Below are 25,497 nucleotides of genomic sequence, written 5' to 3'. Positions count from 1 at the left end.
GATTCGATTTTTATCCCGCATTAACGGGCAGTAAGACCCCCACCTCAAGATGCAGAGAGAAGCAAAGAAGATAGGTGTGGGATAACTGCCCGTAAAAGCCCGATTGGTGAGAGCTTTCCGTCAGTGGGGGATGAAGAAAACCCCCACTGACGGAAGTTTCACTTTATTATATCTTATTACAAAGGTGGTTGGAATCATGCGGAATGAAGCGATATTAGTGGTTGATGACGAGGAAGGTATTTTAACTATGCTTGAGAATCTTCTTCGAAAAGAAGGGTATATCCATGTTACTAAAGCCAGTTCCGCTGCTGATGCGCTCATGGCTGTTCGAACAACACGCTTTGATATAATTGTGCTTGATGTCATGCTTCCTGATATGGACGGATTTTCCTTGTGTATGGAGTTACGTAAAACCATAAGAACCCCTATTCTATTTCTTAGCGCACGTTCTAGTGATTTGGATAAGTTGCAGGGGCTGTATTTAGGCGGGGACGATTATGTAACCAAACCGTTCAATCCGATGGAAGTTATTGCACGAATTCAGGCACATTTGAGACGGAGCACTCTCTATGCGTCTGATGTTGTAAGCGCTGAGGATTTGTATCAGTATAATACTTTTTCGGTTAGCCGTACTACCGGTCAACTTATCGTTAACAATGTAGATACTCCTTGTCCGGCTAAAGAACTTGAACTACTTCTCTATTTTTGTAAACATCCAAATCAGGTATTTACCGCTCAGCAATTATATGAGCAAGTGTGGGGTACAATGGTGCAAGGGGATGAGAAAACAGTCGTTATCCACATCTCCAGACTTAGAAAGAAGCTTGAAGTTGATCCGTCTAACCCCACATTGATTGTTACCTTGAGAGGAATCGGATATAAATTTGTTCCACCCGCAGGAGGTTAGAACAATGAACGTTATGCTTCGTATAGCATTGCAACTGCTAATAGCTTTCTTTTTTCTGTTTGTTTGTATTCAAATAATTGTCATTGGGACAGCTTGGCTTTTTTGGCCACAAACAATCACGGATGGAAACAGTTCAGACATCTTTACGCTTTATGTATTGGTGGTGTGCGCCCTACTTTTTCTTCTGACCCTGCTTCTGATTGGGTGGTATCTTGGGAAGCCGATTTATTTCATTATTGTTTGGATTAGACGTTTGGCAAACGGTCAATATGATTTTCCTATGCGCTGGGATGAGATCCACTCTCGTAAAAGCGGAACGTTGAAATTTCCATATGCAGTCTATAAGGAAGTGTTCGAGCATTTACGGATGCTTGGGAGCACACTCCAAAAAAACGAAAAAGAGTTGCGGGAGTCGGAACAAGCGAAACAAGAATGGATTCGAGGGATATCGCATGATTTAAAAACACCATTAACTTATATATCCTGTTATTCCGCCATGCTGATAAATACGGAGTATCAATGGAGTGAAATGGAACAGAGGGAATTCTTGTCTATCATTCAACAGAAATCGGCTCACCTGAAAGAAATGGTGCAGGATCTCAATGAAACGATTCAGGGCCAGATTCCTCTAAAGGTCGAGGAAGTGGATATAGTTGAACTCGTACGCAGAGCAATGGCGGATGTTAGTAGTGCACCTTGGGCGACCGGTCATCTGTTTATTATGGATTCGGAGCCAGAACAAATTTTTGTAACTTGCGATCCAAAGCTGTTGACACGCGCTATCCGTAATTTACTTGTCAATGCCGTTGTCCATAATCCAGAAGGCACCGAGATTGCGATTTGTATTTCGCAGCTTTATGACCGGATGGCGGAAATCCAGATTAAAGATAACGGGATTGGATTTAGTGAGTCGTTTGTAAAAAGTGATGCAGTAATAATACCCTCCGAACGCTCGGGCTTGGGATTGTCCATTGCGAGGCAACTAATTGAAGCACATGGTGGAAAATTAATCGTCATCAGTAAGCCGAACGAAGGGACTTCTCTGTCGATTAGGTTGTTATTGGCGCAAATTTAAGGTGAAATTTATCGGCTGTTTACCTCCCGTTTACTAGCGTACCATATACTAAAAGAAATACCATATAAGGAGTGGTGATCTTCATGGATCCCGTAAATTTGAATACTGCATCTCATTCCAAGATGACCGGAGCGAAACATGCATTGTTTCGCTGGTGGAGGCGTTGGCCAGAATGGGTTCGATATGCAGCAATCATTTGGACGCTTATTTATGGTACGTTGGGGATGTATTGGTCACTTGGAGGCTTAGGTTTTCCATTAGGCTTGATGAACGATCCGAATGCGTTACATTCATTTTTTAAACATGTTACAGCTACTGATACAGGGCCAGTCATTGCTATTCTTTGTTTTTTTGGCGTGGTGGTGCTTTTTATGTTCAAGTTCAAAGTGCGTGGTTTTATCCGAACGATTCTAATTTTTTATGCTTGGAGCGTCGCGATGATTCTTTGCTTTACAATCCCGGATACCCGCGCAATTATGTTAGTAGCTTATGCTCCTATTTGCTTGATTGGGACTCTTTTCGGACTATCGTTACATTATTTTGATCACATGACATGGCCGGTGGTAAATCAATTTATTTGTCTTGTAGGAGGAGTGCTATGGGCAGCGACGGCCTTGTCCTTTCAACGTCAATCCAGAGATGCTTGCAGATATTGTGGGTATAAAAATGGCACGAAGCGTTCGATGATTTCCAATTCTATGGCGCGCTGGGGAAGATTAGCAACCTATGTTGCGATCCTTGCCCCTGCTTATTACGATATTACCCGCATTGCATGGCTGTTGGGAATACCTCTAGGGATTACAAAGGAATTATTTCAAAGTCTTCAAGATTCAGGGGCTGTATGGGCTGGAGCAGGCCTAGCTTTGGTATCGATTAGTGGAGCCATTCTTACTCGCGGACTTATAAAGCCGTGGGGAGAAATCTTTCCTCGTTGGATTCCGTTTTTGGCTGGGAAGCGCGTACCTCCTGCTCTGGCCATCATTCCTGCTGGATTTGTCTCTATAATGTTAACCGTTGCTGGTATTCAGATCGTCCTTGATTTCTCTTTTAGCAGCAATTTTCAGAATTGGGGAGCATCAACGCCTCTCTTGTTATTTCCAATTTGGGGAATCGCGTTGGGAGTGGCTACAATTTTCTATTATTACAAAAGGAAGGGGCGCTGCAATTATTGCAGTCAATAGGGGGGGCTTCATTAAAATTAACTATGAATGCTAACATGTCAAGCATTGTACCTTTAACTTTGTAAGTCCACAAAATCCTCATACTACTCCAATAACTAACTTTATTGTTGTTTATTTCTCAACATCTCACTGCTGCTTGTCAAAACATGAAAAAAATTGCCCTTCATCTAATCTAAAAGGGTCAGATGAAGGGCAATTCCTCTTATTTTTTAGTGTGTGAATATCTAGATGCATTTACGTTTTATCTTGTAAAGAATATAGCTGATGGCAAGCGTGATGCATGAAAATAAAATAGCGATGCTAGAAAAAGCAAGGAAGTAAGCATTATACTTCGCTATATTTGAGATAATTGTATGACTATCAAAATGAAGAAGGCCTCCTATAACGTTGAAAAGGAATAGGAACAAGAAGATTGTAATAAGTCCATCTAATGCACCTTTTATATCGGGTTTACTTAAGGCAATATGCGTAGAGATACAGATTGCAAGAATGAGAAATAGCCAAAAATAAGGATTTAATAGATTGTTAATAGTAAAAAGGCTTTTCAATAATAGGATAGAAGATAAAACAGTGCTTTTTATCATATTACTCATGACGCCGTTTGGCTGAATATTTGTTTCAATATCATTCATAAATGCCGCGTATGAGTGCGGTGTAAGAAAATACATTAAACCAACTAGCGCGGCAATTCCAGAAAAAATAGGGGCAATGCCGATAAAGAAATTACCTATTTTTTGATATATACTTTTAGGATTATATTCGTGCTGCACATATCCTAAATACCCGTTACTCGTATTCGTTGGAAACCACTGAATATCCACGATTTTATGTCGAAACAAGACACACATAAATGCATGCCCGAATTCGTGAATGGGTGTTCCAATCCATGAAGTTAAGAGGAACCCATTTCTTCCAAAGGCCATTGTCCAATATGTTCGGGAACGATTTTCTAAATATCCTAATAAAAGTCCAACTAAAATAATGCATCCTACTAACGAAGCTAACTGTATAAAGGTTGTAATAAGCGTATTAAAAAAGAAGTTTCCTAATTCCATTTTGTCACCTTGTCTATATGTTAGTTTATAAATAGTAGATTACGATAATTTCTTAGTGTTAGTCTACTGTTATTTTTGTATGTCTCGTTTTGTTTTCTAACTTTACAGGTTTATTGTACATTAAGAATAAAAAGATACCCGTTAATATAATACTAGACCCTACCAATTGCTGAACAGTAACTACCTCATGCAGAATAAAATAAGCTAATACACATGTCCCAACTGGTTCACCTAATATACTCATTGAGATCGTTGAAGTATTGAGCCATTTAATGAGCCAATTAAAAATTGTTTGCCCAAGTAATGTTGAAATAAATGCTAAACAAAAGAACCATAGCCAGTCATATGATGAGTGACCTGTTAGAGGATATCCTAGAGTAAACGAATATCCAAATAGGAATAAGGAACTAGTTGCATAACCAATAAAGGTATAAGGGAATAGGGATAAACTTTTTCTTAAGTGTTGTCCGATTAAGAAATAAGCTGTTATCATAGCAGCTCCGAGCAAGGCAAGAATGTCGCCAAATAAGGCTGTACCGCCGATTTTGAAATCTCCCCAGCCAATTACAAAACTACCAGCAACAGCAAATATTCCACCTCCAATTGCAAGGCCTCTTAATCTTTCTCCAAAAAGGAAGTACCCTCCAACGAAGGCGAATAAGGGTTGAAGTGTAACAAGTACAGTTGAACTTGCTACAGATGTAAAACGTAAAGATTCAAACCAAAGTATATAATGAATAGCAAGAAAAACTCCAGACAGGCTACCTAGCATCCATTGTTTTTTTGTTAAATGTCTAATTTCCTGCATAGCATTTTTATTAAAATAGAACATAGGTAATATAAGGATAGTAGAGAACAGCATCCGATAAAAGGCTATAACAGGTGCAGGAGCGCTAGAAAGTTTTACAAATATAGCTGATGTTGAAAGAGCAAAAACTCCGAAAAATAATAAAAAATAAAGTAAAAGAGCGCGTGGTTGATTCAAAGTAAAGTCCTCCTATTTATTCAAAGTTTGGAAATGTAGTGTTTATTATTTTGTACAATGTTTATTATAATTAACTAATCATAGTATATATAACAGAGAGTGTAGTGTTCAATATATTAAGACGATGTTTAGTATGTTAAACGGTAATCGTATATTTGTATGAAAATAATAAAATCGATCAGGAGCTGTATGATGTCAAACTATAGTTTAGGGAATACAATTTTAGAATATAGAAAAAGTAAGGGATATAGTATACGAGAATTTTCGGAAATAACAGGCATAAGTACATCTTTAATTAGTCAATTAGAAAGAGGAATTGCAAATCCTTCATTAAATATATTAAAAATAATTGCAAAAGCTTTAAATGTACCGCTGTTCACATTATTTGTAAATGATATTGACCATGAATCATTGATTGTCAGAAAAGAGGAACGAAAAAAGGTGTATCGTTCGAATAATGAACATATTGTCTACGATATATTAACTCCAGATTTTATGAAAGCAAATGTAGAAATATTAATGATGGATTTAAATCCAAATTCACAAACGACAGAAAGCCACTACAAGCACAATAAAGAAGAGATTGCCATTATCATGAGAGGAACAGCTTGTGTTGTACTTGAGGGGGAAGAGTATGTTTTACAAGAAGGAGATGTCATTCGAATTCCGCCTTTTATGAAGCACAAGTTTAAAAATGAGACTGAGGATATGGTGAATGTTTTGTTTGTTTTAACGGCACCTTCTTATGGAAGTAGAAATTAAGAAAACCCCCTTGCAAATGCAAGGGGGTTCTACAATCTATAAAATGATCAACCTTCTAGTAATAGTGATTTTGGATCTTCAAGCATTTCTTTAACCGCAACAAGGAAGCTAACAGCCTCTTTTCCATCTACAATGCGGTGGTCATAAGATAAAGCAAGGTACATCATTGGACGATTTTCCATGCGTTCTGCATCAATCGCAACTGGTCTTACTTGGATTTTATGCATACCGAGAATACCTACTTGTGGGCTGTTTAGGATTGGTGTTGACATAAGAGAACCGAACACGCCTCCGTTTGTAATTGTGAATGTTCCACCTTGTAGTTCTTTCAGTGTAAGTTTGTTATCACGAGCTTTTTTACCAAGATTGCTAATTTCGCTCTCAATTTCAGCGAAGTTTAATTGGTTTGCATCACGTACAACAGGAACAACTAATCCATCTGGAGCTGCTACAGCGATTCCGATATCATAGAATTTCTTAATGATAAGCTCATCACCTTGAATTTCAGCATTTAATAATGGGAATTGTTTTAGTGCTGCTACAACTGCTTTTGTGAAGAATGACATGAAGCCAAGACGAACATCATGTTTCTTTTCAAATGCATCTTTACGTTCTTTACGTAATTCCATGATAGCTGTCATATCAACTTCGTTAAATGTTGTTAACATTGCAGCCGTTTGTTGAACTTCTACAAGACGATTTGCAATTGTTTGACGGCGGCGGGACATTTTTACGCGCTCAACTGGTTTTTCAAACTCAGTAGTTGCAGCTGGTTTTGGACTTTGTTTTTCTTGTTTTGGTTGTTCTTTTGGCGCAGTAGCATGTGCTTGTACATCATGCGGTCTTACACGGCCAAGTGGATCAGTGCTGCGTACTTCATTTAAGTCGATTCCTAATTCACGTGCCATTTTTCTAGCAGCAGGTGATGCGATAGGACGATCCGTATTTGGAAGGCCTTGTAAAGGTGTTTTATTTGGTGCTGCACTTGGAGCCTCAGCTTTTGGCGCTTCAGTAACTTCTTGTTTTGGTTGCTCTGGAGCAGGTGTACTTACTGCAGTTCCGTTTGCATCTAAAATTGCGATAACATCACCAATTTCAACTGTGTCTCCAGGTTCTCCTAGTAGTTGTGATACAATACCTGAATCTTCTGCAATGATTTCTACATTGACTTTATCTGTTTCAAGCTCAACAACGCTTGCGCCTTTTTCAACTTTTTCACCTACGTTGATAAGCCATTGAGAAATAGTTCCTTCTGTAATAGATTCTGCAAGCTCAGGTACTTTAATTTCAATCATTTTAAATGTCCTCCCCTATTTGCCTAACAATTGATTTGATATGTTTTGTGATAATCTTCTCTAAACATGAATGGGGGAACGCCCCCCATTCATGGGAATACTTTATTACTTATTGTGAACGAAGTCTTGTTCTTCTTGTAACTTGAAATTGATATTAAGTGTTTGATTAATAATTAACTCTTGCTCTTTTCTATGAACATGTGGATCGCCGCCTGATGGACTTGAACGGTCCGGACGTCCAATATAGTTCACTTTCATATTGCCAGAAGCAAGTTCGAATAGAATTGGTGCGATATAGTGCCAAGCGCCCATATTTCTTGGTTCTTCTTGTACCCATACGATTTCTTCCAAGTTTTCATAACGCTGAGCGATTGCTTGGATTTTTTCTTTAGGGAATGGATACAGTTGTTCAACGCGAACGATATGCACTTCATCTAGATTATGCTCTTGTTTGTTAGATTCAACATCTACTGCTAAGTCGATTGCCATCTTACCTGTAGTTAATACAAGACGTTTCACTTTACTTGCATCTGTTCCAAGGTTCGGTTGCTCTAGAACAGTTTGGAAGCTGCCTTCACTTAGCTCAGAAGCAGGTGAAGATGTAAGTGGATGACGTAACAAGCTCTTTGGCGTCATAATTACTAATGGTCTTACAAAGTCTGTTCCAAGACTTGCTGCTTGGCGGCGCAGGATATGGAAATATTGCGCTGCACTTGTTAAGTTTGCAACTGTCCAGTTATTCTCTGCAGCAAGCTGTAAGAAACGTTCTGGACGAGCGCTGGAATGCTCAGGACCTTGACCCTCATAACCGTGAGGAAGGAGTAGTACAAGTCCAGATCTTTGTCCCCATTTTGCTCTTCCTGCTGAAACAAATTGGTCGAACAATGCTTGTGCTGTGTTAGAGAAATCTCCGTATTGTGCTTCCCACATTGTAAGTGTTTCAGGAGAAAATACGTTATAGCCATATTCAAATCCTACAACAGCAGCTTCTGAAAGCGGACTATTATGAACCGCGAAGGAAGCGCGAGCTTGTGGTAGACGGTGCATTGGTGAATATGTTTCATTCGTTTCTGTATCATGTAGTACAATGTGACGCTGTGCGAATGTACCGCGCTCTGAATCCTGTCCTGTTAGACGAATTGGCGTACCGTCCTGTAAAATCGAAGCAAACGCTAACGCCTCGGCATTTGCCCATTCTAGCTTACCACCATCTTTAAATGCACTCTCACGGCGTTCAAGAATTTTTTTCAACTTTGGATATACGTTAAAACCTTCCGGCCATTGCAGAAGACTCGTGTTTAATTCTTGAAGTGTTTCTAATGGAATACCTGTCATCATTTGTGGAATTCCATTTGCAACTACTTCTGGAACTGGAATATTAGCACTTACTTCTTTTTTATCTGAAGAAACTTGAGCATATTCAGCTTTCAAATGCTCTTGCACGAATTGCGTAATTGTTTCAACTTCTTCTACATGTAGAATTCCTTTTGTTTGTAATTGCTCAGCGTATAAAGCTCTTACAGTAGGATGCTTGCTAACCTTTTTATATACTTTCGGTTGTGTAACTGCTGGATCATCCATTTCGTTATGACCAAAGCGGCGATATCCGATTAAGTCAATTAGGAAATCCTTTTTGAACAGCGTACGGTATTGGAAAGCAAGAGTAGCTGCAATAAGACAAGCTTCAGGGTCATCAGCATTTACGTGCACAATCGGAATATCAAAGCCTTTCGCAAGGTCACTAGAATATCTTGTAGAACGGGAATCAGAACTATCAGTTGTGAATCCGACTGCATTATTGGCGATAATATGAATTGTGCCGCCTGTTTGATAACCTTTCAGTCTGCTTAAGTTCAGCGTCTCAGGTACGATACCTTGACCAGGGAAAGCAGCATCACCATGCACTAAAATTGCAAAAGATTTAGAAACATCTTGTTCAGGATAACCTGCTTGTTGTCGATTCTCTTGAGCAGCACGTGCAAAACCTTCAATAACTGGGTCTACAAATTCTAAGTGACTTGGGTTATTAGCTAATGTAACTCGAGTAAGAGAACCATCAGAGTCAATTAATTGCTCTTTACCTAAATGATACTTAACATCTCCCGTCCAGCCGACATTGTTTTTGTCCTTGTCTTGCATCGGTGCTGAATGCTTAAATTCAGTAAACATGTGACTGTAAGGTTTTTCTAATGTATGAGCGAGTACGCTTAGACGTCCGCGGTGAGCCATACCAATCATAATATCTTTCACGCCGCCCTTAGCGCCTTCAGAAATAATTTCATCAAGCATAGGGACAAGCATGTCAACGCCTTCTATAGAAAAGCGTTTTTGACCAACAAATGTTTTATGCAAAAATTGCTCGAAACCTTCGACTGCTGTTAAACGTTTTAAGACTGCAATTCGTTTTTCGTTTGATAATGGATGATACAGAGAAGTTGATTCCACCATTTCTTGCAGCCATGCGCGTTCTTCGCTATCGTGCACATGAGCGAACTCATAAGCTAAAGATTTTGAATAAACATCTTTTAATCTATTAACCGCATCAAATGCTGTTTGAACATCTGCAGGTGCGTTTGCCCAAACCATTTTCGCTGAAATCGCTTTCAAATCATTTTCGCCTAGTCCCTCTAAAGAAAACTGCCCATCCACTTTTTCCTCCAGCGGATTAATATGTGCAGATAGGTGACCGTATGAACGAATATTTTCTAAAACCTTTGCAGCTTTTAGAACTTTTTCTATATCTGTATTGTTTTGAGAAGAAAAATTAGAGACATTGCTGTTTACATTTGTAAAATCTGCATGAAAAGGAGGAGCGCCCCATCTTGCAAAAAGCTCTTCTAACTCCGGATCAACAGAACCTTCCTGAGCTACATAACGATCGTACTGTTCAATGACATAGCCAAGGTTAGGACCATGGAACTTAGCCCACGGGTTGTTTGTATTTGTATTCTTCGTCGTCATTTGACAAAACCTCCTACTCGTTAGGCTGTTTCTTTCAATATGAATGAAATAGTAACGAGTGCAATTCATTTTATATTTCTTATGTTATTACGATAATTTACATAATACAAAACGTTATTACTTATCTGTTTTGTAAAAAAACATTCACAATTACTTATCACCCAGAGGATTACTCCTATTATTAAGTAAATCAGTGCGATAAAATCGCTACATACATTGTGATAAATTGGAATTGAATTACCAACCATAAATAGTCTGGAATGTATGAATGTTCAAATAAAAACGTTTTAAATTATGTATATTAAAATAATAAACGCTTTCAAAAATATTATACAACAATATAACAAAGTATAATAGGAAAAAAGATAAAATTTAGAATTGATTGTTAATTTTTTATTTATTGAGAGATGAAGAATAGGTGCTAGATTAAAAGGAGAGAAATGTTAAATTATCTATAGAAAAAATTATATTTTTTAGATGTAATATTCTATGATAGTTTGAACAAATAGTTGTGTAAATGAATAGAGATAATAAAAGAGGAAATGTGGATTTGAAATAAAGTTCGACCGTTTAAAACAAAGTTTAACCGATTATAAAAAAGGCTAATCAAAATATTGGTTTGTACAATAAAGTTGTTTGAGAATATCAAATATGTTGCTCCATTAAAGGGTCAGATTGTGAAAAATCGAGCTTATAGATGATATGGATATTTTTGAGAGAATGTAAAGTATTATACATTTAAACTAACTAAAGTTTCCTTTTTAAACGTTTTACTCTCTATTAAGTGCGGAGAAACATACCACAAGTAACGGCGAAAATTAGAGGGTGTCGGTCACTGGTAACGGCAAACCAAAGTCTTAATCCTTACCAGAAGCGGAGTTAAGGCCTTGACTTTTGTGTGTTCCTAGGGCCTTGTGAATGGAATTTTCACTTTTTTATCAGTTATAAATAGTATATAATTATCAGATAATAGTAGATATTTTACCCCATAAATAATTATAATAGAATATGATATGATATGGTTATAATTGAGACAGAAAAGATGTGTTCCTAGGTGGGGTCTAGGTGTCGCCTTGCTTTTGGTGACAGCTAAGCAGGAACGCCTACTCTTTTTTGCAAATATAGGGGATGGGGAAGGTTATAATGAGCAAAATACAGAAGAAAACAGACGTTATCTTAATTGGTGCCGGAGTCATGAGCGCGACTTTGGGATCATTACTGAAAGAGTTAGTACCTGAATGGGAAATCAAAGTGTTTGAGAAACTCGCAAATGCAGGAGAAGAAAGCTCTAACGAATGGAATAATGCGGGTACGGGCCATGCTGCACTGTGCGAGCTTAACTATACATCTGAAAAATCTGACGGATCTATAGATATTAGCAAAGCTATAAAAATTAATGAACAGTTTCAGCTTTCAAGACAGTTTTGGTCTTATCTTGTAAACAGCAATCTGATTCGTAATCCGCAGGACTTTATTATGCCAATACCTCATATGAGTTTAGTACAAGGGGAAAAAAATGTAACGTTTTTGAAAAAACGTTTTGAAGCGCTTTCAAAAAATCCTCTGTTTCAAGGAATGGAATTTTCCGATGACCCTGAAAAATTGAAGGAATGGATTCCGCTTATCATGGAAGGCCGTACATCGAATGAACCGATAGCGGCAACAAACATCGACTCTGGAACGGATGTCAACTTTGGTGCTTTAACACGCATGCTGTTTGACTACTTACAGAGTAAAAACGTCGAGATAAACTACAAGCATAGTGTTGAGGATATTAAACGTACTAGCGACGACTCGTGGGAAGTGAAAGTGCATGATATCGATAGCGGTAAAATCGAATACCATACTGCAAAATTCGTCTTTATCGGCGGTGGGGGCGGAAGTCTGCCTTTACTACAAAAAACTGGTATTCCTGAGTCAAAACATATTGGAGGGTTCCCGGTAAGCGGACTATTTATGGTATGTAACAATCCGGAAGTTGCAGCGCAGCATCATGCAAAAGTATACGGTAAAGCTAAGGTTGGTGCTCCTCCAATGTCTGTTCCGCATCTTGATACAAGATATATCGACAACAAAAAAACATTGCTGTTTGGACCGTTTGCTGGCTTCTCACCAAAGTTCTTAAAAACTGGTTCAAATTTTGATTTGATAGGTTCCGTAAAACCGAATAATGTCTTCACTATGTTGGCGGCGGGCGTAAAAGAGATGTCATTGACAAAATACCTGATCCAGCAAGTTATGTTATCGAATGAAAAGCGCATGGAAGAATTACGCGAGTTTATTCCGAATGCCAAAAGTGAGGATTGGGATATAGTGGTAGCGGGTCAACGTGTGCAAGTTATCAAAGATACTAATGCCGGTAAAGGAACACTTCAATTTGGTACGGAAGTTGTTAGTGCCGCTGATGGCTCGATAGCTGCATTGCTCGGAGCTTCTCCGGGTGCTTCTACTGCTGTTCACGTTATGCTTGAGGTATTAGAAAAATGCTTCCCGCAATATATGAAAGAGTGGGAATCGAAAATAAAAGAAATGATTCCTTCTTATGGCGTGTCTCTAGTGGAAAACCCAGAGCTTTTCCAAGAAATTCATACTTCAACAGCGCAGACGCTTGGTCTAAACGAAAAAGAACCGGTCTGTAGTTAATTCTTTGGATGTAGAAACAAAGGTATTTATGGTAAAGCGTCTTCTAAAGGACAAATGGGAATGAAATAATAACAAAGGCGAGCAGAAATGCTCGCTTTTCTTGTAGAAAGGGCTGTATTTAGTGTCTACGTGTACATTGGCGCTGGTGTAAAGCCGTTCATAATGAAAAGAGCGCCGAAGATGGGCGCTCTTTTTAATTCAGAATAGATCTAGATTAGGAGAATTAAAATGATACAAATGAATATTTTTAACGTGACTGTATTTTTATCCCGCTATTTTTGGGCAGTAAGATTCCCACCTCAAGATTCAAAGAGAAACGAGGAAGAGAGGTGGGGGATAACTGCTGGCATGCGCCCGATTGGTTCAACTAACCATCAGTGGGGGATGAAAAAACCCCCACTTCAAGATCCGAAGGAGATAAGTGGTGGGAGTTTTCATTCAATGTAATATTAACTTGTTAGAAATTTGATGAAAAACTTTCATTGATCAACCGATCGGCGGTTTGTGTAATAAAACTAAACCGATGATCGATTTTATGACTTTTATGGTTCTTTCTTAAGGAATACGCGTTCAGCAAATACTTCATCAAGATTTACAAAAAAGCTTGCATGACTTTTTTATTCGCATACTACGTATGTTATTTTAAGGAGGAATGTGAATTGAATACCTTTCAAAAAGGGTTAAGTAGTTTAAATAAAGAAGTGGATATTGGAAGCTTACCAATTCAAGGACAGATTCCTATATGGCTGTCTGGTAGTCTGTTTCGAAATGGTCCTGCCCACTTTACAGGTGGACATTGGTTCGATGGATTAGCGATGATCCATAAGTTTTCGTTTCGTCATGGAAATGTGTCATATACAAATCGCTTCCTACGAACCGAAGCCTATCATCATGTAATGGAAGCGGGAGAACAAGTGGCTGGCTTTGGATCAACTGGAACCGCAAGAGGCAGTAATAACACTAACGTTAATATTATGAAAATGGACCATCATTTTCTGGCTTTAACCGAATCGCCTGGGATGGTCGAATTTGATCCGCTAACTTTAAATACTATAGGTGTCTACCAATTTCAAGATAATATTCCAGCTCATATGACTACAGCTCATCCTCATTTAGATCCTCACAGTGGTCAACTCATCAATTTTACTATTCAGTTTGGAAGAACAACATACTACCATATTTACACTATCGATCCTATGACAGCACGCAGAAAATTAATTGGAAGTATTGAAACAGATCGACCAGGTTATATGCATAGTTTTGCGATTACAAATCATTATATTATTTTGTTGGAATTTCCTTTAATCATTCAGCCCATGTTGTTAATGACGGGTAAGAATTTCACAGATAGTTTAACTTGGAAGCCAGAACAGGGTTTACGTTTTCTCGTTGTCAGTAAAGCGGACGGAAAGTTGCATCGCATAGTGGAAAGCCAAGCGGGTTTTGGTTTTCACGTAATCAATGCGTTTGAGCAAGGTAAGGATGTTATTATCGATGCGTGTATTTCAAAAGAAGCTTCAGCTGTTACGAATCTTTCCATTGATCAGCTTACAGGCGATTCTCAAATCGGATCCCACCCTCAATTTAAGCGTTATATTTTAGAGGAAGGTCGTTCTGCTGCAGTGGAAGAGATTTTATCATCAGAAAGTATTGAACTGCCATCAATTCACTACCAAAGGTACAATGGACAAAATTATCGATACGCTTATGGTGTAAGTACAAGTCTTCTTCACCCAGAGAATATGGATAATCAGTTGATTAAAATTGATACCCATACAGGGGAGAATAAGATTTGGTCTCAAGAAGATTGTTATCCTGGTGAACCAGTATTTGTGGCTACACCTAACGGCACTAAAGAGGATGAGGGGATTTTACTATCAGTGGTTCTTAGCGGAATTCAAGGACGTTCATTTTTATTGGTTTTAGATGCTCAAACCATGGATGAAATCGGAAGAGCAGAGGTTCCTCATCATATTCCATTTGGATTTCATGGGATCTATGCAGAGGAGGGGATGTAACATGGAACGAAAACAAATTGTACGTGGAATTATCCTTTCTTTACTTATTAATGCGGCATTGCCCATTTTAGTTTACGAGTTGTTATTAGGCCATGTGTCGAACATCACAGCGCTCATAATTGCCACAATGATTCCTTTAGTAGAAACTATAATCTATTTTCTGAAGTATAGAAAATGGGATGCATTTGCAGTATTTATGTTAGTCGGATTTATTCTTGGAATTCTGGCTGCTCTCATTGGCGGAGACGAAAAACTTATTTTGGTTCGAGAATCCTTTGTCACAGGAGTTATGGGATTAATTTTTCTTGGCTCTCTTATCACTCGAAGACCGCTAATTTATTATTTCGCCTTACGGTTTACTGTCGGAAAAACGCAAAAAGAACAGGCGGCTTTTGCTGATAAGTGGAACAATGCTTACTTTCGTAAAGTATTGCGAATCATGACAGCAGGGTGGGGGATTGTTTTATTAGGGGAAGCATTGCTGAAAGTGGTGCTTGTCTATAGCCTTTCAGTATCTACGTTTTTAGCAATCTCTAGTTTAGTCACGTATGGATTCATAGGACTTGCAATCATTTGGACCGTTATGTATCGCAGAAAATCACGTCAAAAAATAGATCCAACCAAAAGAGTATAGAATGATAGATACGGTGTATCTTTCTACGAACATGATAATCATCTTATGCAGTTGAAGAAAAGAAATCATGGTGGAAGCGATTATTTAGCCGTTCATAACGAAAAGAGCGCCCGAATCGAAGAGGGGCGCTCTTTTTCATTCACATAGTCAGTCTTACTCGAAGTAAATCTAGATTAGGAGAATTAAAATGATATAAATGAATATTCTCAACGTGGCTTGTATTTTATCCCGCTATTTTTGGGCAGTAAGACCCCCACTGATGGAAGTTTCACTTTATCTACTATGGCGTAATATCTATCATACCTTTCGAGAGGACTCCCACCTCTAAACGTACGTGAAGGTGGCGAGGTGAATCGAAAAAGTGTATCTTATTTTCAGAAAATAATAGAAACATACGTTCCTTCTTGGTATAATCTTCTTAAGAAGGAGGTGAAAAGATGAAAAAGAATCAGGAACAACAATCCAACTATCAAACATTTCAAATTTGGATTAAAAAAGGACATCGTATGTATGCTTACTTTCAAGAATCTTGTCAGAATGCCAAGAATATGTACAATACGACCAACTTTTATATACGTCAGGTGTATACAGGACTGACACAAGAAAAAGAGTTACAGCCCCTACAAAAAGAAGTGTTGGATATGATAGATCAATATATCGAAAAGATGAATGATACGCAGCTTCTTGCCTATCGAAAGAAATTAGCAAAAGAGAAGATGAAACCGAAAGAAAAGCAGAAAGAAATCAAATGCAATTTGTTTTCCAAACCTACGAAAGAAAATCCTCATGTAGATTATTATTTTCTAGATGCCTTGTTTAAAGCTATGCTTCAAAAAGATTATCGTTCTTTACCTACACAATCCAGTCAATCCATCATGAAAACTGTATTTCAAAACTGGCATTCCTTTTTTTCAAGCTTACGAGATTATCAACAAAATCCAAACAAATATACAGGAAAACCGAGAATTCCCAAATATATTCGTTCTGTGGAAAAGGAGGTGCTGTATACAAACCAAGACTGTGTCATTAAACATCATACCTTTTTAAAATTTCCAAAGACAAAATACCAATTAAATATTGGAAAATTAGGTTGCGCCAAAGGCAAACTGAAACAAGTTCGTGTGATTCCTAAATATCATGCATATGTAGTGGAATTGGTGGTAGATGCTCCTTCCAAAATATCATCCGTTGAAGAGAATGGACGTTATATGGGAATTGATTTAGGCATTGATAACCTTGCAACTATTGTCACAAACACAGGTATGAAACCTGTTCTTGTGAAGGGCAAGCAGATCAAAAGCATCAATCAATTCTACAACAAATTAAAGAGTGATTTTACAAGTGTTCTTCGACAAGGGAAACAAACAAACGAAGGACCTTATACTTCGAAAAGATTAGAAAAACTTCATCAAAAACGTTATCTGAAAATCAAAGATCTTTTTCATAAGGCAAGTCATGAGATTGTAAAACGAGCGCAGGAAGAGAGAATTTGCAAAATCGTGGTTGGTCAGAACAAAAATTGGAAACAGGAAACGGATATGGGAAAGAAACAGAACCAAACGTTTTGTCATATCCCACACAGTGTATTGATTCAAATGATTACATATAAAGCAAAAAAAGTAGGTATCGAAGTGATTGTAATTGAAGAATCGTATACATCCAAAGCAAGTTTTTTGGATTATGACTTCATTCCAACGTATAGAACAAATGACAAGCATGCAACTTTTTCAGGAAAACGAATCAAGCGTGGTATGTATCGTTCTGCGAAGGGAATCTTCATTAATGCAGACGTAAACGCTGCGGCTAATATTTTACGAAAAGCATTCCCGAATGCATGGACAAACGGGATAGAGGGGTTAGGCGTGAAACAGCTCGCCAGTGTGTTAACTCCACTAACGTTAATCGTCCGTTAGGTCGAAACGTTAGAAACCCCCACTTCCAGCTCTGCTAAGTGGGGGAGTATTCATTCCATATTTTTCTTATAATTTAGTTTTAATAAATCTTTAAAATCTAGTTCAGCAATTAATACACTTAATAATATGAGTGTTGCACCTAAGTAACCTTTAAATGTGAGAGTTTCACCCGTGAAAAAGAAAGCAAAACCTGCAGAAAAAACAGGTTCTAATGAAAAAATAAGACCTGTATGTGTAGGGCTGGTATATTGCTGTGCAATAACTTGAACAATGAAAGCTATTGCTGTACAAAATATGCTTAAGGCTAAGATTGAAGACCATGATTCAACAGTGTCAGGAAGTTTTGGGGTTTCCATAAACATTGAGAAAATGATACTAAATAGACCAACAAAACCTAGTTGTAATATCCCAAGGGCAATTGAATTAACATGCTTAGTCATTGTTCCAGTAACGATGACATGAACTGCATAAAATAAAGCACATAAGATACATAATATATCACCAGAAGCTATCTTAAATTCGCTATTTAACGTTAATAATCCTATTCCTACTATGGTTAAAACAATTCCCAATACAACTTTTTTTTCAGGTCTTTGCTTTAAAAATATAGATGATAGCACTGGAATAAAGATGACTGTGAGACTCATTAAGAAACCGGCATTAGAAACAGTTGTATACTTTGTGCCAAAAGTCGCAAAAACATAAACTACAAACAAAATAGAAGCTAATATAAACGCATATTTTACAGTTTTAAAATCAATTTTGATTAAATGCTTGTAAAATACTATACCTGACAAAAGAAAAGCAATAATAAAACGTAATGCGATTAAATTATATTCTTCTATGTAATTGAGGCCAACCTTTGTAAGTAAGATGGATGCACCCCAAAAAAATGTAACCATTAGTAGCATTAAATCAGCTTTTAATTGTATTTTCATCTCTATCTCCTCGTTATTTATAATTTGTTATTTCATAACCCCTCTCCTATTATTTATTTTAATGTTAATTCTAAATATTTGGAATAAAAAAATAAAAATCTTCCATATAAAGTTAACATAACCTATTATTATCAGGAGTTGTTACTTCGCAGATTCGTTGATGAGTTACATACGTGACCTCCTTTAGTAAAACATACTAAATAAATATTGCTTAAAATCATTGACAGAATATTAATGCAACCCCTATAATACAAAACATACTTACTAAAGAACGTAACTACGTCATATAAATTGAAATATAATTGAGCAATGAAGGGAATATAAGTAGTGCTTATCTCACTGTTTTAGAGAGCTGATGGAAGGTGAAAATCAGTACAAAGATAAGGATGAATTTCGATCCTGGAGCATTTTTTTCGAAGTAAAGGGTGACCTTTATGAAGGGAAAAACGGTCAAAAATGATCGTTAACAAAGTTGAGAGGCAGACTAAGTCTGCAACTAGGGTGGTACCGCGATATATTCGTCCCTACTGATACAATCAGTAGGGACTTTTTTATTATATGGAAAACAGAATATAGGAAATGCAATGAAAGGAATATAGTAATGCCTATTTCCCTGTTTCAGAGAGCTGATGGAAGGTGCGAATCAGTACATAAATAAGCGTGAATTTCAATCCCGGAGCATCTTTTTCGAAATAAAGGGCGACCTTTATAGAGGGAAGGACGGTCAAAAGATCGTTAACAAAATCAAGAGGCAGACTTAAGTTTGCAATTAGGGTGGTACCGCGGTGTAAATCGTCCCTGTCATTTAGGACAGGGACGATTTTTTTTATTGAAAGAAAAACTGCACTTGATTCTATGGAATCTTTTGTTGAATAAATAAATTTTTATTAAAATGAGGAGGAAAATATATGGAATTACAAAAAAGGTTATTGCCACGGCATATCCGTTTGATGGCACTCGGAGGAGCAATCGGCACAGGTATATTTAAAGGCACTTCTGAAACGGTATCAATAGCGGGTCCGGCAGTTATTTTTTCTTATCTGTTTGCCGGATTATTGCTTCTTGTTGTAATGAGTGCAATTGCGGAGATGGCCATCGCTTATCCTGGGGTGAATATGAAAGGGTTTATTCATAAAGCATTTGGAACAAACGTGTCTTTTGTGATTGGATGGCTGTACTGTTTCATGTGGTTAGTTGTATGTGTTATTGAAGTGATAGCTGCGGGAAGCTTTCTGCAATATTGGTTTCCTTCTATGTCTTTATGGTCTTTAAGCCTTATTAGCGCTATTTTCATTGTCGTTATTAATTTTATGAATGTGAAGAATTACGGAGAGTTTGAATTTTGGTTTGCCGGAATTAAAATTACGATGATTGTTCTATTTCTTATTTTAGGTGCAGGGATTTTATTCGGAATTATCCCGAGCGATGGAACTGACTATATGCAAAACTATGTACAGCACCAGGGATTCTTTCCACACGGCTGGTCAGGAGTATTTTCCGCATTGTTAGTCGTAATTTTTTCTTACGGTGGTTCCGAACTTATCGGATTGACTTTAACAGAAACGAAGGATGCAGAGAAGGTATTGCCTAAAGTGATTAAAGGAGTAATTTGGAGAATCGTATTATTCTATACACTCCCAATCCTTGTCATTTGCGGATTAATTCCATGGAATGAAATCGGCAACCAAGCAAGCCCGTTTGTGCAGGTGTTATCTGCAGTCGGATTTAAAGGAGCGGCTCATATTATGAACTTCGTCCTTATTACAGCTGTTTTATCCGCTGCAAACTCTGGTATTTATGGCTGTACACGTATGCTGCATTCCTTAGCGGCAGAAGGGGAAGCACCGAAACTATTTTCATATGTTTCTAAGAACGGTGTTCCATTATATAGTGTTATCTTAAGCTCTATTGTTCTTATTGGCGGCACATTTGTTGCGTACTTTTCACCTGACCGTGTTTTTGGGTATTTGATGGCAATTCCGGGATTTACGGTATCAGTGGTGTGGATCAGCATATGTTTAGCACAACTTAAGCTTCGCAAAACATATACAAAGTTGCCGCATTTTAAAGTATGGGGATTTCCATATGTGACCTCATTTACTGCCATAGCGTTAACTATTAGCTGCGTGGCATTTGCATTCAGCGATCAGAACCGAGCAAGTATTTTTCTTTGTTTAGGCATTTTAATAATCTTAATTCTATGTTCTGTTTTTGCAGGCAAAAAGCAAAAAGTAGACTAATACTACATTTTTTAGATAAACGAAAAGGCAGACTATTAATTGTATGGTCTGCCTTTTTATTATCGCTTTGCGGCGTTTCGATAAAAAATGATTAGAAGTGTAGTTGAAATAGTACTTAATAATATGCTTATTCCAAGTGATATACTCAATAGAGGTGAGTGTACAGTAGGTATTAGCAATAGCATTAGGAAAATTAATCCAATGTTTATGGAAAGTAAAACCTTTTTTTTGTTATTCAATACAAATCCCTCCTTTTCATAAATTTTAGCAAATAACCCGAAATTTTACCCTACCATTAAGTATTGTTAGTTTTTCCTTTAGAATTGTAATTTTTTTCTTTTTATATTTGATACATTTTAAGGGAAGTTTCATTATTATCGTTTTCAATTTGGTTCATTCAAATATCAACAGTATTTGTTACATAACCTTTATTTAAAAAAGTATTTACGAGCGTTTATAAATTAGTAATCATCTTTACAGACATTTTTGTTTGAATAAGGTACACTTTATTTGGACTTAAACTATCAGTTACTGAACGACCAGGTGTAATGATTGAATAGAAAATAAATGAAACTTAAATTGTAATAAAATAAAAACGAGGGAGCTTGTTATGACAATTATCGATAAATTAAAACTAAATAAATTCACAAATATGGCCGTAATTAATCAACCAAGCGACTATGATGTCTTTACTGAACAAACGACTACCCTTTCGAAAGATCATGATGCTATTTTCATTTTTGTAGAAACAATTGATGAGATGGTTACACATACACAATTTATCATTAATAATGAGCAGCTTTTACTTGAGAAAGGTTATGTATTTTTCGCATATCCGAAAAAAGGGAATACTCGTTATAAAACCTTTATTCATAGAGATGAAATGTTTCCAGCAATGAACGTTGGAGAGGATGGGTATGTAGGGAATAGCGATATTAAGTTCGCGCGTATGGTAAGTATGGATGAAGTTTTCACAGTTGTTGGTTTAAAACGTGAAAAAAAGAAAGCAAAGACAACATCGAAAGCCAGCCAATGCGTTGCCGATTATGAGGACAATGTGAAAGATGTTGAAGCATTATTAGCCGATCATCCAAATGAACTTAAGTTTTACCAAAGTTTAACACCTGGATATCAAAAAGACTGGGCGCGTCACATATTCTCGGCGAAGCAACAACAAACACGCGATAAGCGCCATCAACAAATGGTTGATATCCTTTCACAAGGATACAAAACACTCGATTTGTTCCGTCGGAAGAAAAAGTAAAGAAGATGATGATGACTGTAGCTGAATAACCGTGGTGGTAACGGTTATTCAGCTATTCATAAACAAAAGGAGCGCCCAAATGGACGCTCTTTTTGCTTTATCCCGCTATTCTAGCGTAAACCATGATCCCGCGACAGCTGCACAAATAAATTTTACTAGCTAAGCTTCTCAATAGTTAATGATGCAGCATTAACTTTGTGTCCGTTTAGAATTGGGAGTAACACATCTGTAGTTGATCCTATATTTCTAAGTTGTAGTGTTGAATGTTTTGGGATATGGATAATAGCTTGTCCAGTGAGCATGAGACTCGCTCCATCTACTAGTCTTTGTATACCATAATTAGTAAGTTGCCCAGGTACTAAAGAATTATTTAAAATTAAACCATATACTGAACTAGAAGCAGGACCATCGATTAATAATATAAATTCGATTTTATAGTCTCCTGGTTCAGGAATTATTAGCGTGTCACTAGGTGGGTTAAAACCAATATGATTTAATGGACCGTTTCTATTAAATTTTACGTTTTCGCCTGATTTGACTTCTATAGGTTTGCGACCCACAAGTGTAACGTAACCATAGGCTGGCTTCGGCATTATTACGCACCTCCTCATTTACTATTCTTATTATTGTATGTGATCAAGTTAAAAGTGAATGTATGCTCGTCCAATAAAAATTAATTATGTATATTCTAAGATAAAATAATATGCCTCCTATTTCGTTAGTGAAAAGAAGACAAGAGACGTATAACTACTAGCCTAAGCCGGCGCATCAGCACAGTAGGCGGGTATGGAGTGCTCTTATTGCTTGCGAATAGCGGGCTAAAGAAGCGTCAATGTGAAGGAACCGGACGAAATACGGCATCATGAAAGGGTGACACGAACAGTATATTTTCTGGTACAAAAACTTCAGAGCGATTGTAAGTAATCTCTAAATCTTTGACATACCGATATTGTTATTCTGAAAATTTATATATAGGTTGCTTGGAATTGCATGAAATAAAGCACATAAGATACATAATATATCACCATAACCTATCAGTAACGGTAGTTAGTCTGCCTAATTTTAAAGGAGAATAAGCTCCTTTATTTTTTTTTAAGCATAGCATGTAAAAGACTATGAAATATTTATAAAAAGTAGGTGGAAACATGCTATTAGATTCTCAACGTATTATAGGTTTCCCGGGCATGGGCGGCATCCTAGGCAGCCTCCTAGGCAAGGGTAAGGGCGGTTTCCCAGGCATGGGTATGGGTGGTTTCCCAGGCATGGGTATGGGTGGTTTCCCAGGCATGGGTATGGGTGGTTTCCCAGGCATGGGCATGGGCGGTTTCCCAGGCATGGGTATGGGTGGTTTCCCAGGCATGGGTATGGGTGGTTTCCCAGGCATGGGTATGGGAGGTTTCCCAGGCATGGGCATGGGCGGTTTCCCAGGCAAGGGTAAGGGCGGCATCCTAGGCAGCCTCCTAGGCAAGGGTAAGGGCGGTTTTCCAGGCATGGGTATGGGTGGTTTCCCAGGCATGGGCATGGGCGGTTCTCCAGGCATGGGCATGGGTGGTTTCCCAGGCATGGGCATGGGCGGTTCTCCAGGCATGGGCATGGGTGGCTTTCCAAACATGGGTATGGGCGGTTCTCCAGGCATGGGTATAGGTGGTTTTCCAAACATGGGTATGGGCGGTTCTCCAGGCATGGGTATGGGTGGTTTTCCAAACATGGGTATGGGCGGTTTTCCAAACATGGGTATGGGCGGTTCTCCAGGCATGGGCATGGGCGGTTTTCCAAACATGGGTATGGGCGGTTCTCCAGGCATGGGCATGGGTGGTTCCCCGGGCATGGATATGGGAGGTTTCCCAGGTATGTAATACATTATATCCGGATAGGCTACACTTAGTTGGACAGAAAAGTCATGGTGAAGTAGACTAAGTCTAATATGAATTAGGAGAATCAAGCTTAAATTGAAGCCAGAATGAGCAAAGCCACAATTCCTTCATGATAAAAGGATTGAGGCTTTTTATTTTGTATAATCCCGACTGAGTCCGAAACAATTAGCTTCTTTTTTGATGGGTTAATATGTTATCCGAATGAAAAGGAGAGGTATGGTATTAAAATATTCAATTTGTATATGTATGATTTACGTTGGATTTACAAAACAAGCTGGTTATAAAAAATGGCTGAGGTTCAAAACGTCGTTGACTGTTTTTCTGGATAGGGCGAAAAATCTTAATGGATGCATGAATACTTTAAGTATGCCCAAAAGGCTTCGGGTGAGGAAGCCTTTTGGTTTAGGGTTGTGTGTGAAATAATAACATCTCACATCCTTAGAATACCTAAAAATATTGTAAGTTATACAGAATTCCTTCTACATCTAAATCTGTTTTCATTTAAATAAACAGGATGTTTTACACTTTGATACCCGTTTGGTTTAATGAGCCAAGCTAAACAACGCATGAATATGTGATAAGTAACGAGTGTTGCTTGCATGCTTCATTAGGGATGCTGGCATTCCTTTAAGCTGAGTGGAGCTTGCTCCAATTGTGGCAACAGCATCTTTACGGCCCAGGCTTGCAAGTGTTCCTGAGTTGATTGGGTTAAACTCTTCGAATGATTTGTTTTCTAGGTATGCAAATAAATTGTAGCCGATTAGTTCTCCCATTTGCCAAGCAATCTGCGCAGTAGGCGGGTATGGACGATCATCTGGACCAAAAACAACGGCACAGTCACCAGCAACAAACACATCTGGATGAGACGTAGATTGAAGGTAATTATTAACGGTTGCACGCCCGCGATTCACTTCAAGGCCGCATTCACCTACTAGAGGGTTGCCTTGTACGCCGCCTGTCCAAACGAAAGTATTCGCTACAATCTTCTGACCATCTTTTAAATCAATGACATTTTCTGAAACGTTTGTTACGGGAAGACCTAATAGGAACTGAACACCGCGCGCCTCTAAGCTAGTCTGTGCACGTTCAATGAGCGAATCCGGTAGAACAGGAAGAATTTTTGGACCCGCTTCGACAAGCAAAAGCTTCACTTCTTTAGGGTTTACTCCATAGCCTTTAACAAGGTTAGGAAGCTTATCAGCAATTTCACCGACCAGCTCAACACCAGTTAATCCGCCGCCGCCGATTAAAATGGTAGCATCAGCTTCATTTTTTGTCTTTGCATATTCATGAATACGCTTTTCGATATGTTGATGGATGTTGTTAGCATCCTCTACCGATTTTAACACTAAGCTATTCTCTTCAAGTCCTGGAATACCAAAATAAGCAGTTTTACTTCCTAAACCGACGACGAGAGCATCATATGTTAAAGTGGAACCATCTGAAAGTTTTACTTCTTTTTTGTCAACTGAAAAAGAATCAACCTTCTCGATTTTAAGATTGATGTCTTTTCCTTTGAAAAGCTTCTCCAGTGGTATAGATACGGCTGGCTCAGCAACGCTTCCTGCCGCAAGACGGTGCAGCTCCGTGATGATTTGGTGTGTTGGATACTGGTTTACTACAGTAACCTGAGCATCATCCTTGCTTAAGTACTTGCGAACGTTTAAAGCCGCTAGAAGTCCGCCATAACCAGCGCCTAAGATGACAATATGTTTTACCATCATTTATCCTCCATCCTTATTAATTTTGAAT

Annotated in this window: 19 protein-coding genes and 2 other annotated features; of the genes, 12 read left to right on the top strand and 7 right to left on the bottom strand. The window is 38.0% G+C overall.

Annotation, left to right across the window (positions count from 1 at the left end; genetic code table 11):
- Positions 1 to 196 precede the first annotated feature (196 nt).
- The 3 genes from ACTDJC_RS10305 (at position 197) to ACTDJC_RS10295 (ending at position 3,163) form a co-directional block, all read left to right on the top strand.
- Positions 197 to 907, top strand: a complete 711-nt coding sequence (locus ACTDJC_RS10305) for a response regulator transcription factor (RefSeq protein ID WP_440603314.1) — start codon at positions 197 to 199, stop codon at positions 905 to 907.
- Between the two features lie 4 nt (positions 908 to 911).
- Entirely contained in the window at positions 912 to 1,982 is a 1,071-nt protein-coding gene (locus ACTDJC_RS10300) for a sensor histidine kinase (RefSeq protein ID WP_440603313.1), read from the top strand.
- Positions 1,983 to 2,065: 83 nt separating this feature from the next.
- Positions 2,066 to 3,163 carry a hypothetical protein gene (locus tag ACTDJC_RS10295; protein WP_440603312.1) on the top strand — a complete coding sequence of 366 codons (1,098 nt, stop codon included), beginning with the start codon at positions 2,066 to 2,068 and terminating at the stop codon, positions 3,161 to 3,163.
- Positions 3,164 to 3,387: 224 nt separating this feature from the next.
- On the opposite strand, the gene ACTDJC_RS10290 is transcribed toward ACTDJC_RS10295, so the two are convergent.
- Positions 3,388 to 4,218 carry a hypothetical protein gene (locus ACTDJC_RS10290; protein WP_440603311.1) on the bottom strand — a complete coding sequence of 277 codons (831 nt, stop codon included), beginning with the start codon at positions 4,216 to 4,218 and terminating at the stop codon, positions 3,388 to 3,390.
- A 58-nt stretch (positions 4,219 to 4,276) separates the two neighbouring features.
- Positions 4,277 to 5,203: a DMT family transporter gene (locus ACTDJC_RS10285; protein WP_098310763.1), complete on the bottom strand. Its 927-nt coding sequence runs from the start codon at positions 5,201 to 5,203 to the stop codon at positions 4,277 to 4,279.
- A 192-nt stretch (positions 5,204 to 5,395) separates the two neighbouring features.
- Between ACTDJC_RS10285 and ACTDJC_RS10280 the strand changes: the two genes are divergently transcribed.
- Positions 5,396 to 5,965, top strand: a complete 570-nt coding sequence (locus ACTDJC_RS10280) for a helix-turn-helix domain-containing protein (RefSeq protein WP_429718641.1) — start codon at positions 5,396 to 5,398, stop codon at positions 5,963 to 5,965.
- Positions 5,966 to 6,012: 47 nt separating this feature from the next.
- Here ACTDJC_RS10280 and odhB read toward each other — a convergent pair whose 3' ends face one another.
- A complete protein-coding gene (gene odhB, locus ACTDJC_RS10275) occupies positions 6,013 to 7,260 on the bottom strand; it encodes a 2-oxoglutarate dehydrogenase complex dihydrolipoyllysine-residue succinyltransferase (RefSeq protein ID WP_098310765.1) in 1,248 nt (415 codons plus the stop codon).
- Between the two features lie 105 nt (positions 7,261 to 7,365).
- On the bottom strand, positions 7,366 to 10,221 hold the full coding sequence (locus ACTDJC_RS10270) for a 2-oxoglutarate dehydrogenase E1 component (RefSeq protein WP_098310766.1): 2,856 nt from the start codon (positions 10,219 to 10,221) through the stop codon (positions 7,366 to 7,368).
- Positions 10,222 to 11,364: 1,143 nt separating this feature from the next.
- Here ACTDJC_RS10270 and ACTDJC_RS10265 point away from each other — a divergent pair.
- From ACTDJC_RS10265 to ACTDJC_RS10245, 5 genes are all read left to right on the top strand, one after another.
- Complete coding sequence (locus ACTDJC_RS10265; protein ID WP_440603310.1) at positions 11,365 to 12,864, top strand: malate:quinone oxidoreductase; 1,500 nt, start codon at positions 11,365 to 11,367, stop codon at positions 12,862 to 12,864.
- 228 nt (positions 12,865 to 13,092) lie between these two features.
- On the top strand, positions 13,093 to 13,311 hold the full coding sequence (locus ACTDJC_RS10260; protein ID WP_440603309.1) for a hypothetical protein: 219 nt from the start codon (positions 13,093 to 13,095) through the stop codon (positions 13,309 to 13,311).
- Between the two features lie 212 nt (positions 13,312 to 13,523).
- Positions 13,524 to 14,882, top strand: a complete 1,359-nt coding sequence (locus ACTDJC_RS10255; RefSeq protein ID WP_440603308.1) for a carotenoid oxygenase family protein — start codon at positions 13,524 to 13,526, stop codon at positions 14,880 to 14,882.
- 1 nt (position 14,883) lies between these two features.
- Positions 14,884 to 15,516, top strand: a complete 633-nt coding sequence (locus tag ACTDJC_RS10250; protein ID WP_440603307.1) for a VC0807 family protein — start codon at positions 14,884 to 14,886, stop codon at positions 15,514 to 15,516.
- A gap of 437 nt (positions 15,517 to 15,953) precedes the next feature.
- A complete protein-coding gene (locus ACTDJC_RS10245; protein ID WP_440603306.1) occupies positions 15,954 to 17,429 on the top strand; it encodes an RNA-guided endonuclease InsQ/TnpB family protein in 1,476 nt (491 codons plus the stop codon).
- 50 nt (positions 17,430 to 17,479) lie between these two features.
- Here ACTDJC_RS10245 and ACTDJC_RS10240 read toward each other — a convergent pair whose 3' ends face one another.
- Positions 17,480 to 18,367 carry a DMT family transporter gene (locus ACTDJC_RS10240; protein WP_253628986.1) on the bottom strand — a complete coding sequence of 296 codons (888 nt, stop codon included), beginning with the start codon at positions 18,365 to 18,367 and terminating at the stop codon, positions 17,480 to 17,482.
- 300 nt (positions 18,368 to 18,667) lie between these two features.
- Positions 18,668 to 18,896: a binding site (T-box leader), on the top strand.
- A gap of 46 nt (positions 18,897 to 18,942) precedes the next feature.
- Positions 18,943 to 19,170: a binding site (T-box leader), on the top strand.
- Between the two features lie 105 nt (positions 19,171 to 19,275).
- Between ACTDJC_RS10240 and ACTDJC_RS10235 the strand changes: the two genes are divergently transcribed.
- Both ACTDJC_RS10235 and ACTDJC_RS10230 read left to right on the top strand, forming a co-directional pair.
- A complete protein-coding gene (locus tag ACTDJC_RS10235; RefSeq protein WP_440603305.1) occupies positions 19,276 to 20,607 on the top strand; it encodes an amino acid permease in 1,332 nt (443 codons plus the stop codon).
- 610 nt (positions 20,608 to 21,217) lie between these two features.
- A complete protein-coding gene (locus ACTDJC_RS10230) occupies positions 21,218 to 21,871 on the top strand; it encodes a YdeI/OmpD-associated family protein (RefSeq protein WP_440603304.1) in 654 nt (217 codons plus the stop codon).
- A 155-nt stretch (positions 21,872 to 22,026) separates the two neighbouring features.
- On the opposite strand, the gene ACTDJC_RS10225 is transcribed toward ACTDJC_RS10230, so the two are convergent.
- Positions 22,027 to 22,464, bottom strand: coding sequence for a BclA C-terminal domain-containing protein (locus ACTDJC_RS10225; RefSeq protein WP_440603303.1), 438 nt, complete (start codon positions 22,462 to 22,464; stop codon positions 22,027 to 22,029).
- A gap of 552 nt (positions 22,465 to 23,016) precedes the next feature.
- Here ACTDJC_RS10225 and ACTDJC_RS10220 point away from each other — a divergent pair.
- A complete protein-coding gene (locus ACTDJC_RS10220; protein WP_440603302.1) occupies positions 23,017 to 23,727 on the top strand; it encodes a hypothetical protein in 711 nt (236 codons plus the stop codon).
- 560 nt (positions 23,728 to 24,287) lie between these two features.
- On the opposite strand, the gene ACTDJC_RS10215 is transcribed toward ACTDJC_RS10220, so the two are convergent.
- Positions 24,288 to 25,466, bottom strand: a complete 1,179-nt coding sequence (locus ACTDJC_RS10215) for an NAD(P)/FAD-dependent oxidoreductase (protein WP_440603301.1) — start codon at positions 25,464 to 25,466, stop codon at positions 24,288 to 24,290.
- Positions 25,467 to 25,497: the final 31 nt, after the last annotated feature.

It is taken from the genome of Bacillus sp. GB_SG_008, from assembly GCF_052038115.1.
In the GTDB taxonomy this organism is placed as follows: Bacteria; Bacillota; Bacilli; order Bacillales; family Bacillaceae_G; genus Bacillus_A; species Bacillus_A rhizoplanae.
This window is presented reverse-complemented; position numbering and strand designations above follow the sequence as displayed.